Annotated in this window: 12 protein-coding genes; 5 read left to right on the forward strand and 7 right to left on the reverse strand. The window is 45.2% G+C overall.

The genetic code is table 11. From position 1 onward, the window contains the following. The first annotated feature begins 7 nt into the window (after positions 1-7). Complete coding sequence (locus tag FTU90_RS06720) at positions 8-1,426, forward strand: efflux transporter outer membrane subunit (protein ID WP_159516231.1); 1,419 nt, start codon at positions 8-10, stop codon at positions 1,424-1,426. Positions 1,427-1,494: 68 nt separating this feature from the next. Here FTU90_RS06720 and FTU90_RS06725 read toward each other — a convergent pair whose 3' ends face one another. The 3 genes from FTU90_RS06725 to orn form a co-directional block, all read right to left on the reverse strand. After that, positions 1,495-3,330, reverse strand: a complete 1,836-nt coding sequence (locus FTU90_RS06725; RefSeq protein ID WP_180072080.1) for a tetratricopeptide repeat protein — start codon at positions 3,328-3,330, stop codon at positions 1,495-1,497. A gap of 98 nt (positions 3,331-3,428) precedes the next feature. Further along, entirely contained in the window at positions 3,429-4,199 is a 771-nt protein-coding gene (locus tag FTU90_RS06730) for a ThiF family adenylyltransferase (protein WP_005172727.1), read from the reverse strand. Between the two features lie 456 nt (positions 4,200-4,655). Further along, positions 4,656-5,213, reverse strand: a complete 558-nt coding sequence (orn, locus tag FTU90_RS06735) for an oligoribonuclease (RefSeq protein WP_100329242.1) — start codon at positions 5,211-5,213, stop codon at positions 4,656-4,658. Positions 5,214-5,337: 124 nt separating this feature from the next. On the opposite strand from orn, the gene rsgA reads away from it, so the two are divergent. The 4 genes from rsgA (at position 5,338) to secB (ending at position 7,670) form a co-directional block, all read left to right on the forward strand. After that, positions 5,338-6,396, forward strand: coding sequence for a ribosome small subunit-dependent GTPase A (rsgA, locus tag FTU90_RS06740; protein ID WP_180072081.1), 1,059 nt, complete (start codon positions 5,338-5,340; stop codon positions 6,394-6,396). Positions 6,397-6,489: 93 nt separating this feature from the next. Beyond that, positions 6,490-6,897 (forward strand): rhodanese-like domain-containing protein, encoded by a 408-nt coding sequence (locus FTU90_RS06745; RefSeq protein ID WP_005095619.1) that lies wholly within the window; start codon positions 6,490-6,492, stop codon positions 6,895-6,897. Between the two features lie 18 nt (positions 6,898-6,915). Further along, on the forward strand, positions 6,916-7,173 hold the full coding sequence (gene grxC / locus FTU90_RS06750) for a glutaredoxin 3 (RefSeq protein ID WP_100329331.1): 258 nt from the start codon (positions 6,916-6,918) through the stop codon (positions 7,171-7,173). A 38-nt stretch (positions 7,174-7,211) separates the two neighbouring features. Next, positions 7,212-7,670, forward strand: a complete 459-nt coding sequence (gene secB, locus FTU90_RS06755) for a protein-export chaperone SecB (protein WP_004647439.1) — start codon at positions 7,212-7,214, stop codon at positions 7,668-7,670. Positions 7,671-7,844: 174 nt separating this feature from the next. Here secB and FTU90_RS06760 read toward each other — a convergent pair whose 3' ends face one another. The 4 genes from FTU90_RS06760 to FTU90_RS06775 all read right to left on the reverse strand — a co-directional run bounded on the left by FTU90_RS06760 (position 7,845) and on the right by FTU90_RS06775 (position 11,436). Then, positions 7,845-8,651, reverse strand: coding sequence for an enoyl-ACP reductase (locus FTU90_RS06760; RefSeq protein WP_005103204.1), 807 nt, complete (start codon positions 8,649-8,651; stop codon positions 7,845-7,847). Between the two features lie 127 nt (positions 8,652-8,778). Next, positions 8,779-9,603, reverse strand: a complete 825-nt coding sequence (locus FTU90_RS06765) for a TatD family hydrolase (RefSeq protein ID WP_180072082.1) — start codon at positions 9,601-9,603, stop codon at positions 8,779-8,781. Then, positions 9,600-10,562 carry an RsiV family protein gene (locus FTU90_RS06770; protein ID WP_180072083.1) on the reverse strand — a complete coding sequence of 321 codons (963 nt, stop codon included), beginning with the start codon at positions 10,560-10,562 and terminating at the stop codon, positions 9,600-9,602. The genes FTU90_RS06765 and FTU90_RS06770 overlap by 4 nt, the downstream gene beginning before the upstream one ends. A gap of 49 nt (positions 10,563-10,611) precedes the next feature. Beyond that, positions 10,612-11,436: a hypothetical protein gene (locus FTU90_RS06775; RefSeq protein WP_180072084.1), complete on the reverse strand. Its 825-nt coding sequence runs from the start codon at positions 11,434-11,436 to the stop codon at positions 10,612-10,614. Between the last annotated feature and the right edge of the window lie 17 nt (positions 11,437-11,453).

Raw genomic sequence — 11,453 nt, forward strand, 5'->3', positions numbered from 1 at the left:
ACCTGATATGCAAATGAATTTAACCAAGCTTGCCAGTGCCCTGTTGCTGGGAAGCTCGCTGACCGGTTGTGCGGCAGTGGTAAAAACACCTTATGAGCAGCCTGCGATTAATATGCCGGGCAACTTTCAAAATAATAAGGTCTTAAGTCAGCAGATCCATGCCGACATTCTGGCAGATCAATGGTGGACCTTATTTAAAGATCCGCAATTGAACAGTCTGGTCGATCAAGTGCTGGCGCAGAATACAGATCTGGCGGTGGCTGGCATCAGTTTGCAACAGGCGCGCATTCAGGCCAGACAGGCACAAAGCCAGCAAGGCGTCCGTGTCGGTGATGCACGAATTTCAACGGGCCAGCGTTTTGATCTGGAGGGTGGCAGCAATGCTTCGACGGGTCTTTCACTGGGCTATCCGGGCTTAAGCTATGAACTGGATCTGTTTGGCAAACTGGCCAATCAGACTGAAGCGGCGCGCTGGGAAGCCTTGGCATCTGCACAGGACTTACAGGCGACAGCGCAGAGCCTGATTGGCACCACGGCACAGCTTTACTGGCAATTGGCTTATTTAAACGAGCGTTATAGCGTGGTACAGCAAAATCTGGCAACGGCGCAAAAAACCTATGATCTGGTGCAGGTACAATATCGTGCCGGTGCGGTGTCCGGTCTGGATTTAACCCAGGCCGAACAGGCGATTCAAAGCCAGCAAGCCACCTTAAGCCAGATTGAGCAGCAACGGGTGGAAACGCGTACCGGCCTCGCAGTATTGCTGCATATGCCAGTACAACAGCTTTCTATTCAGGAGCCAAGCCGTTTACCGAATATTCAATTACCGAGTATTCAGGCCGACTTACCCGCGAGTTTATTGTCCCGTCGTCCCGACCTCCAAGCGACTGAACTACGTTTGCGTAAAGCGCTGGCCAATAAGGATGCCAACAAAGCCAGTTATTATCCTTCAATCAGTCTGACTGGGAATTTGACTACAGGTATTGGCAGCAGTACCTCGCTTTCAAATGCGTTGAAGAATCCGGTGGCGACTTTAGGTGCGGGTCTGACCTTGCCCTTCCTGCAATGGAATGACATGAAACGTGATCTGCAAGTCAATGAGCTAGAATATGAAAAAGCGATTATGCAATATCGCCAGACCATGTATGAAGCCTTCGCCGATGTGGAAAATGCCTTGTCGAACCGGACTGAAATCAGTAAGCAAGTCACTTTGCAGCAACGTAATGTCGAACTGGCTGAACGTACCGAACGCCTGACTGAAGTACGTTATCGTAATGGCGCGGTGGCGTTAAAGAACCTGCTAGATGCGCAGGAAACTACGCGGAATGCACGGCTGTCTTTGGTACAAACCCGACAGAACCAGTACAATGCCTATGTGACTTTAATGCAGGCATTAGGTGGCAGTCCAATCCAGCAATTACCTTAAACAAAGCTTGAACCATAAAAAACCGCTGTCTAACAGCGGTTTTTTATATTGCGTGATGTCAATAAAAATTAATTCATTTCTAAATAGGCATGCACATTTTTCAATAATTCAGTTGATCGCTCATGCCCGAGCAAACTGCCTTTTTCCAGCCAGTCCCGCGCGACTCCAATATCCCGCTCTACACCAATGCCTTTGGTATATAAGCGCCCCAGATGACTATAAGCATCGGCATTGACCTGCGCCGCCGCCTGACGGTAATACTGTACCGCTTGTTCAATATTTGCCTCAGTGCCTATGCCATTTTCAAACGCTTCCCCCAGCGCATTCAGTGCCACACCATTCTGCTGAGCAGCCGCTTTTTGCAGATAGCTCAAGCCTAAGGCAATATCCTGCGCAATCTGTTGTCCCTTAAGATACTCCAAGCCCAATTCTGCCTGTGCCTGTGCATGTCCCAGTTGTGCAGCCTGATGCAGATAACGATTGGCCTGCTCTGGATGACAGATAAAGACCGGATAAATACCTGACAGAGCCTGATACAGGAACCAGGCTGCTTCCTTGGAGCCTTTCGCAACCGCCTGATTCAGATATTGAATGGCTTTGTCGCGTGTCGGCAATGGATATTCCGCCAGACTATAAAAACGCCCGACCACATAAATTAAATCTGCCTCAGACTGAGCCTCGATCTGCCAGTATTGCTGGGCCACTGCCTGAATCATGCGGGTGGCTTTGGCTGTGTCTTTTACAGTACCGATGCCATTTAAATAACACAGTGCCAGACCCATTTGTGCATAAGTATCATCGGGACTAAGCTGAAATGCTGCCTGATACAGTTCAAATGCCTTTTGCGGCTCATAAGCAACTAGATGCTGTTCAAAATACAGCGCAGCAATCATGCATAAAGCGGGCGGATGCTGAGTATTGGCAGCTTCAGACCAGTAACGAAACGCCATGGTTTCATTTTTATCGACATACCAGCCATGAAAATAAGCCAGTCCAATTAAAGTCTTGGAATGCGCATCGGCATGTTCTTTGGACTGCTGCATCAAATGCTGGAACACGCGCTGACGCTGGTCGGTATCGATACGGCCTTGCAGTACGCCAGCATAATAATCATAGAGACCTTTTTGATCACCAAGACTGATACAGCGTTTAATAAATTGCAGGGCTTGAGTCTGGTCTTGGGGCAGCATCTGTCCACGCGCATAATCATCGGCGATCTGCTGATTGGCAGCCAGATGATCTTGCTGCGCAGCTAAAAACAGATAATGAATTCCCTGAACCAAATCTTGAGCCGCTGAATCTGTTAAATAATACTGCGCCAGTTGATACTGCGAATTACTATGTCCCTGCCCGGCATTTTGAATGAGTAAGGCCAAGCGCTGCTGTTCAGCGTTCTTATCTTCTGGATTTGTTTCTGTAGTGGAAGAAAGTTCAGTGATGCGGTACTGGGCATCCAGATTGCCACGGGCTACGGCATGTCGGTACCAGTACAGCGCTTTTTCCGGGTCAGCCATTTGATAGCGTTGCTCCTCATGAATCTGCCCTAGATGATAAGCTGCGTCATCACTGCCCAGATGAAAGGCTTTATCGAGATAACTGATGGCTGTTTCCGTATTTTGCGCATGTCCCAGACCCTGCAAATGCATCAGCCCCATGCCGACATAAGCCTGTGGAATCTCCTGTTGCTGGGCAAGATTCTGGTAAATCTGATAGGCGCGTGCATAATTCGGATGTTCAGGATCTAAACTCAAGCGCGCCGCATGCTTGAGCTGTGCATCAAGCTGCTCAATCCATAGATCATGCTGCACAGCTTTGGCCTGATCACGTTTCACCGGATCCGGACGTTTCCACATCCAGACCCCCAAAGCCCCTATCCCAAAAATCAATACCAGCAAGAACCACATAACTGCTCCAAAACATTATTTTTGTTCTGCAAATGAATCCTTTCATTCTAAACGCCGTCTCAAAAAAAGCACATATCTTGTGCTTTTTATTTTGTAAATCAGGCTTTTGCTCTTTTACTATCCAGCTTCTTCAAGCCTTCTGCCACAGCGACCATGGCAAAGCTTGAAGTCACCACCACGGCAGAGCCATAACCACCACAGCGCAAGCCGGCACTGGCACAGACATCGGCACTCGAGAACGGATTATCGATTGAATAGACACAGGTAATGCCGAATTTTTCTTTAGGTTTTTTACAAATACCTTTGCCGCGTAACTGGGCACGCAATTTGGCCAGCATCGGGTCCTGTTCGGTTTTAGATAAGTCTGCGACACGAATTTTCAGTGGATCCAGTTTACCGCCTGCCCCGCCCGACACAATCAAGGGAATCTTGTTAAAGCGACAATGCAGCATCAAGGCAAATTTGGCCTTCACATCATCAATACAGTCGAGAATTAAATCAGGATTACCTGCTAAAATTTCTTTGATATTTTCCGGCGTCAGATAGTCATCAATCAGATTAATCTTGATCCGTGGATTAATGGCATGACAACGCTCGGCCATCACTGCAATTTTTTCATGGCCCAAAGTCGTGCTCATGGCAGGCAATTGACGATTAATATTGGATGCCGCCACCACATCCATATCGACCAAACTCAGCTCGCCCACACCGCTACGTGCCAGCGCTTCTACTGCCCAAGAACCGACACCACCGATGCCAATCACCATCACATGACTTTTTTCATAATGACTGAAGCTGTCTTCTCCATAAATTTTGGCAACACCCGCAAAGCGGCGCTCATATTCATCGTCTTGAAGCAGTTCAGTCATAAGTCATCAATAGCTGTTAAATCACGGCTTATTTTAGCAAAGTCAGCATTTTTTTACTGCTTCTAAAATTTTGATACAAAATCTATCAGCAAAATCAGAAAGATAAATTCAGGAACATTTATAATTGGATAAAATTCATACATAAAACTTTAAATATGGGAGTCAAACACTGTGCTGATCAATGCTCTTTTGGCTCTCAATTTTATACTGATCACTCTACATTTTTATTTTTACAGTAGCCAAAAACAGAAAAACTATGCGCTGAGTATTTTTATTCGTTTGTTGATTTTAGGCCTATTCGGATATGTGATCCTAGATCGCCATGAAACCCAGACCCATCTGATTTTGGTACTGATATCCTGGGTGATATTTGAACTGATTGAGAGTTTATATCAAAAGAAAAAAGCATCAATCTCATAAAAAAAGAGGCTTGCGCCTCTTTCAATCCATCTAAACTTAGTCTTTATTCATGATAAAGAAATATTGACGATAGTATTTCAGTTCGGCAATTGAATCACGAATGTCATCCATCGCCAGATGCGAAGCATTTTTCTTGAGACCACTCATAATTTCTGGACGCCAGCGTTTTGCCAGCTCTTTCACTGAAGATACATCCAGATTACGGTAATGGAAATACTGCTCCAGCTCAGGCATCAGGCGATGCAAGAAACGGCGATCCTGACAGATCGAGTTGCCACACATCGGGGATGATTTTGGATTGACCCATTTTTTCAGGAATTCAATGGTTTGCTGTTCTGCATCATGAGCCGTCAGTTTACTGCGACGCACACGTTCAATCAGACCAGACTGGCCATGTTGACGGGTGTTCCACTCATCCATGGCATTTAACAGACGTGCAGGCTGATGCACCGCAAGCACAGGACCTTCTGCCAGAATATTCAAATTGTCATCGGTTACAATCGTCGCAATTTCAATAATTTGGTCATTGTCTGTGTCTAGACCTGTCATTTCAAGGTCAATCCAAATCAGGCGGGTATCAGCGGTACTGCTCATAAATGTGCAATCTTATTGGGTTTAAAAACAACTATAGTAGCAAATTAATTACATCTTGGGTGTCATTCGGGGGCTGCTTCATGCTATTTTTGCCATCTGATTTACCCGGTTTTTTAGGATATGAATGGCCTTAATACGTAAGCGTCGTCTGACAGAGCAACAACAGCGCCGCATTCAGAAACAACAGAAAACACGTCAAGAAGATCTCGATACCTCCAGTGATCTGGAAGGTTTGGTAGTGCAACACTACGGCCGCCAACTTGAAGTGCAAGCTTTGTCTACTCCTGACATTCATCCTGAAAAACCTGTGGTCGCCGATGGTGAGCCTGAACCTTTCTGGAAAGAGATTGAACTGGACAGCGTCTGGCGCTGTCATACCCGAACCAATCTGGATTTACTGGTCACGGGTGACCGGGTTAAATGGCAAGCCGATCCGAATACCGGTTTAGGAATTATTACGGCGATTCATCCACGTAAATCCTTATTGACCCGTCCTGACCGCTATCACAAGGTTAAACCGGTAGCGGCCAATATTTCACTGATTGTGATTGTGTTTGCACCATTACCTGAGCCAGCACCGGGCCTGATCGACCGTTATCTGGTGGCCTGTGCCGATGCCGATATTCCGGCGCTTCTGGTGATGAATAAAGCCGATTTGCTCAAAGAAAATGATCCGATTCTGAATCTGCTGCAAGAATATCAAGATCTCGGTTATGAAGTAATGCAAACCCAGTCCGATGGTGATCTGACTGTATTGTCCAATCGTCTGGAAAATGAAACGGTGGCCTTTGTCGGTCAATCGGGTGTCGGTAAAAGCACGCTGATTAATGCGATCGTGCCGGATGCAGCCCAGAAAACCAATATTATTTCGGAAAACTCGGCACTCGGTCAGCACACCACCACCTCAACCCGTTTGATCGGTTTTGGTGAAGGTGCTGCCCTGATCGACTCTCCGGGAATTCGTGAATTTGGCCTGTGGCATCTGCCTTTAGATAAGGTACAAATCGGTTTTCCTGAAATTGAAAACCTGCTCGGACACTGTCAGTTCCGGAACTGCACGCATAAGCATGAAAAACAATGTGCTTTACGTCAGGCCGCGAGTGCGGGTGAAATTTTACCGCGCCGACTGGACAGCTATTTGCGTTTAATCGATGAAATCACTGAAGCACAGCAAAAAAATTAATTTTCTTGTGCCTTAACCCTTGAAGCGGTGATTTTGATCACCATATTTATGAGCTATACTCTTGGCAATTTTAAAATTGTAATTAGGTGAATTGTGGAACGTTGGTTCGAGTTTATGGGGAATCACCCCTTCTTATTTGGAACACTCGCGGTATTGGTAGTTTTGTTCTTCATTATCGAAGGTCAACGTAACGGTCGTAAAATTTCTCCGCAGTCGCTGGGAATTTTAGTCAAAGCAAAAAATGCCATGCTGATTGATTTACGGGATGCCAAAGACTTCCGTGAAGGTCATATCAGCGGCAGCCGTAACATTCCATATAGCCAGATTACAAAGCATGTTGAAGAGCTGAAAGCATCTGATCGCCCTTTGGTGTTCATTTGTAACCTTGGACAGGTGGCTGGTACTGCGCTACAACAAGTGGGTCATGCCGATGCATACCGTCTTGATGGCGGCATCAGTAACTGGAAAGCCCAGGGTTTACCTTTGGTGAAAAGCAAATAATCCACGAACAGGAGATTGATCATGGCTGACGTTATTGTTTATTCAACGACTGTGTGTCCTTATTGCGTGCGTGCAAAACAGTTGCTTGAGCGTAAAGGTGTCGCATATAAAGAAATTAATCTATCTCAAGAAGCACCTGAAGTACGTCTTGAATTGATGCAGCGTACCAATCACCGCACTGTGCCACAAATTTTTATTAAGGATCAATTCATCGGTGGTTTCGACCAGCTTTACGCTTTAGAGCGTGAAGGCAAACTCGATGAATTACTGGCTTAATTCTACTAAAATCATCACTTTATATTAAGGATCAAAGAATGAGTGAAGAACAACAAGCTCAACCACAATTGGCATTAGAGCGTATTTATACCAAAGATATTTCTTTTGAGGTTCCTGGGGCGCAAGTTTTTACCAAGCAATGGCAACCTGAGTTAAACATCAACCTTTCTTCTTCTGCAGAAAAAATTGATGAAACTCATTTTGAAGTAGCTTTGAAAGTCGTGGTTCAAGCGACCAACGAAGGTGATACCGCGTTTATCGTTGATGTGACTCAAGCCGGTATTTTCCTAGTAGATGGCGTTGAAGAAGAGCGTCTTCCATACATCCTTGGTGCGTACTGTCCGAACATCCTGTTCCCGTTCCTACGTGAAGCAGTAAATGATATGGTGACTAAAGGTAGCTTCCCACAGTTGCTACTTACCCCAATCAACTTCGATGCTGAATTTGAAGCCAATATGCAACGTGCGCAAGCCGCTGCTGTGGATGGTCAAGCTTAATCGCTGTCCTTCAAATCAAAAAAGACCGCTTATGCGGTCTTTTTTATTGCCTTGAGTGGCCTCCCCCTTTATCAAAGGGGGAATGAGGGGGATTTTAATCGTTTCCTCACTCAGAGGAAGAAGTCATTCCCCTCTCTCTAACTCTCTCCCTGAGGGAGAGAGAACTTATAGGATTTATTCCGCATCCGCCATCAAATCAGCGCTCATACCAACAGTATTAAAGCCGGCATCAACATACAGGATTTCACCAGTAATTCCGTTGGCCCATGGCGAGCACAGGAATAATGCTGCATTGCCGACATCTTCAATCGTTACATTACGTTTTAATGGCGCAACTTTTTCATTTAAGTCGAGCATTTTACGGAATGATTTAATGCCTGAAGCTGCCAGAGTACGGATTGGACCCGCAGAGATGGCATTGACACGAATACCTTCCTGACCCAAGCTCGAAGCTAAATAACGAACACCGGCTTCTAAAGAGGCTTTGGCCATACCCATCACGTTATAGTTCGGCATTACGCGCTCAGAACCTTGATAAGTTAGCGTTAACAGGCAGCCTTGACGAACTTGTAGCAAAGGCTTTGCCGCACGTGCCATCGCGATAAAGCTATAGGCACTGATGTCATGTGCAATATTGAAACCTTCGCGGTCTGTGATTTCGGTGAAGTCACCATCCAGCGTATGTGCCGGTGCAAAACCGATAGAATGCACCACACCGTCCAGACCATCCCAGTGTTTGGCCAATTCAGCAAATGCCTGGTCAATTTCAGCATCTACTGCCACATCACAAGGAAAAACCAGTTTTGAACCAAACTGTTCAGCAAAGTCATCTACCCGCTTTTTCAGCTTTTCATTTGGATAAGTAAAAGCCAATTCAGCACCTTCACGATGTAATGCCTGAGCAATACCAAAAGCAATGGATAATTTACTCGCAATACCCGCGATCAAGAAGCGCTTACCCGCCAAAAGTCCTTGTGCCATGTGAATCTCACCTAAAATAATATATATGCATGATGCCAAGTCTGAGGCATTTTAGAAATTGCATAATGCATCTTTTTTTAACAGATACCAAATTACAGCAGATACAGCCGAGCAATAAAAACCGGCATTATTCATCGGCCAAATTCAAAACCTGATGGGTATTCTGCCAGAGTTGCTGTGCCAATTTGGCTTGATCTTGCCCTAAGCTTTGTGCCAAACCTTCCAGTACATAAGGCAAGTTGGCAGGTGTATTGCGGGTACGTTGCTCACCTGACTGTTGACAGCATAACGGCGTCATATCCGGACAATCGGTTTCCAGCACCAGATGTTCTGCACCGACTGCCTGTACCACCTGATGCAGTTTTCTGGCATTCGAATTGGTAATCTGTCCGGTGACTCCCAGTTTAAACCCCAACTTGACAAAAGCCTTGGCTTCCTCAACACCTCCGCCAAAGGCATGTGCGATTCCACCCTGTTTAAACTGATGCTGTTTTAAAATTTGTAAAACTTCTGCATGTGATTTACGGATATGCAGCAAAATCGGCTTATCGAATTGTTGGGCCAGTTCAATTTGTGCAGCGAAAAAATCTTGCTGCTTTTGAAAAATTTCAGGTTGTTTATGCTGCTTTAAAAATGTGTCGAGACCGATTTCACCAATGGCAATGCATTGTTCAACTCTAAGCAGCTGCTCTAAATCATGTAAATGTTCAGCCTGATGCTGTTCAATATAAAATGGATGCAAGCCGGGTGCCAAATGGCTATGCGGTGCATCTTTCAAGTCATTGATAAAACAATGGGTTTTTAACAAATCCTGAAAGCGGTTTTGCAAAAAGCCAATTAAAACCAGATGCTCCACACCTACCGCTTTGGCCGCATAGGCCAGATGTTCCCGATCACGATCAAAATCGGGAACATCAAAATGGGTATGCGTATCGAACAGTTTTAACTTCATTCGGCTTTAGATGCTAAGGCTGGCTGTGCCTCGGAGGCTGCTGTTTCAGCTTGCGGCAGATATTGCGGTTTTAGCACGCCTTGTAGCTGCGCATAAGGAATCATTAAGCGCGGCAAACCCACCACATAAGGTCCGATTTCATATTCGGCATATTGTAAGATCAAACCTTCTTGGGCCAGATAAAAATTATCGGTCAGTATGAACTTCCAGGCCTGTTCATATTCAGCGACATCTTTTGCCAGCTTGGACTCCATGACCCAGACTTTAAAAGCCTCATATGCCTGTGCTTCAAGTTTGGCTTTTTGCTTCTCTGCAATAATGTCATCCAGCTTGACCAGTGTTTGCTGTTCAAGATCAAAATTATAATAGCGCTGTGCAGATGCCCCGTGCGCACCTCCCAGATAATGGCTACTGTTTAGTACCACAGTCGCCAATGGATCACCCGAATTCAGAATCTTGGGCTTAATCATCAGGCTAATGCTATGACTGGCACTCAGTGCTTTGAGCTCCTTATCCAGATTCAAGAAGGTCTGCATAGAGGGCTGAATTTGCTGCTCAAGCTGCTGTTTTGGTGTAGTGACCGTCGATAAGGCTGTTTTTGGTTCAGAAGCAGCCACTTCGGCTTCACTGGCAGCAGTGGCTTTTGCCGGCTCAATCGCATCGACAGACAGGATATTTTTTAACTGTTGCAAAATCTGCTGATCGATCCATTCATCAATAAAGCGCTGATTACTGTTCAGGCGTTCAATCGAAATTTCCGGACAGTTTTTACCCTCACACTCTGGAATCACCAGCTTGAGTTTTTCGGTATCACCACTAAGTTTCAGGACTTCTGGCTCGGTTTGTACCACTTCAGGAGAAGTCGGCTCTTTCGGCTCATTGCTCTTCGGCTGACATGCACTCAGTAAAACTGCGGATGCCAGTATCGATAGACAAAAAATATTCTTATATTTTGGCATTCATTACCCTTTTCAAAACGTGTAATTAATCCTGAGAGGATTACGACCTTTAGAACATATTCCGATAGACTTCGGCTTTCAAGACCTGTTGTGTTTGTTCTTTTGTTAAATAGATATCCAATTGTTTGGCATCTTTGCTAATGTCATGACTACGATAATGCAGACCAATCCCTTCCTGATCGAAGAACCACTCAGCCTGCCCCCAATACAGTTTTTTCGGTGCTTGCTGCTGAACCTCGTGATTATTGTCCTTTAACCATTTTTCATAAGCGGTTTGAATGATCTGATCCATTAACAACTGTTGTTTGGGATCGATAATATCCAGTGGAGTCAGCATTTTTTGTTGCTGACGATCGGCTACAAAAAAATAATAGCGCTCATGCACACTGATATTTTCCTGTCTACTATCAATACCAATTTGCAGCAAGACATATTGATTACGCTGATAGGGAATGCGGGTATACAGCGATAATTCATAAGCCTGATTGAGCTGGAGTTGAGCCTGCCAGGTATCCGATTTTTTCACATAGGCATTCATTGCCTGTTGTAAACTCATATCCTGTTTTAAGCCAATTTGATCCTGAATTACCTTGGCCTGCTGTTTTTCGATCCAGTGATTCATCCAGGGATCAGCCGTATATAAAGTCTGGATATCGACATTGATACAGTTTTTGATTTCACAAAATGGCAAGGCGATCTTGGCCGGTTGTTCTTGAATATTCAGGTAAGGCAAAATACTGGCACTTTGCTTAACTGGCGTTGTTTTTCCATCCGGCTGGTCAAGTTCCGGTTCTTTTTCGCTTTTATCACAGCCACTCAGGACAAGAGTTAAACCAATGACAGCACCGAGGGCGGCTTCCTTGCTGAACTTCATTTTTAAACAATCTATCA

The organism is Acinetobacter sp. YH12200 (genome assembly GCF_013418175.1).
GTDB lineage: Bacteria > Pseudomonadota > Gammaproteobacteria > Pseudomonadales > Moraxellaceae > Acinetobacter > Acinetobacter pseudolwoffii.

Bases quoted from the DNA above. Each gene is read 5' to 3' on its own strand.
- FTU90_RS06720 (WP_159516231.1), top strand. From the start codon at position 8: ATGCAAATGAATTTAACCAAGCTTGCCAGTGCCCTGTTGCTGGGAAGC.
- FTU90_RS06725 (WP_180072080.1), bottom strand. From the start codon at position 3,330: ATGTGGTTCTTGCTGGTATTGATTTTTGGGATAGGGGCTTTGGGGGTC.
- FTU90_RS06730 (WP_005172727.1), bottom strand. From the start codon at position 4,199: ATGACTGAACTGCTTCAAGACGATGAATATGAGCGCCGCTTTGCGGGT.
- orn (WP_100329242.1), bottom strand. From the start codon at position 5,213: ATGAGCAGTACCGCTGATACCCGCCTGATTTGGATTGACCTTGAAATG.
- rsgA (WP_180072081.1), top strand. From the start codon at position 5,338: ATGGCCTTAATACGTAAGCGTCGTCTGACAGAGCAACAACAGCGCCGC.
- secB (WP_004647439.1), top strand. From the start codon at position 7,212: ATGAGTGAAGAACAACAAGCTCAACCACAATTGGCATTAGAGCGTATT.
- FTU90_RS06760 (WP_005103204.1), bottom strand. From the start codon at position 8,651: ATGGCACAAGGACTTTTGGCGGGTAAGCGCTTCTTGATCGCGGGTATT.
- FTU90_RS06765 (WP_180072082.1), bottom strand. From the start codon at position 9,603: ATGAAGTTAAAACTGTTCGATACGCATACCCATTTTGATGTTCCCGAT.
- FTU90_RS06770 (WP_180072083.1), bottom strand. From the start codon at position 10,562: ATGCCAAAATATAAGAATATTTTTTGTCTATCGATACTGGCATCCGCA.
- FTU90_RS06775 (WP_180072084.1), bottom strand. From the start codon at position 11,436: ATGAAGTTCAGCAAGGAAGCCGCCCTCGGTGCTGTCATTGGTTTAACT.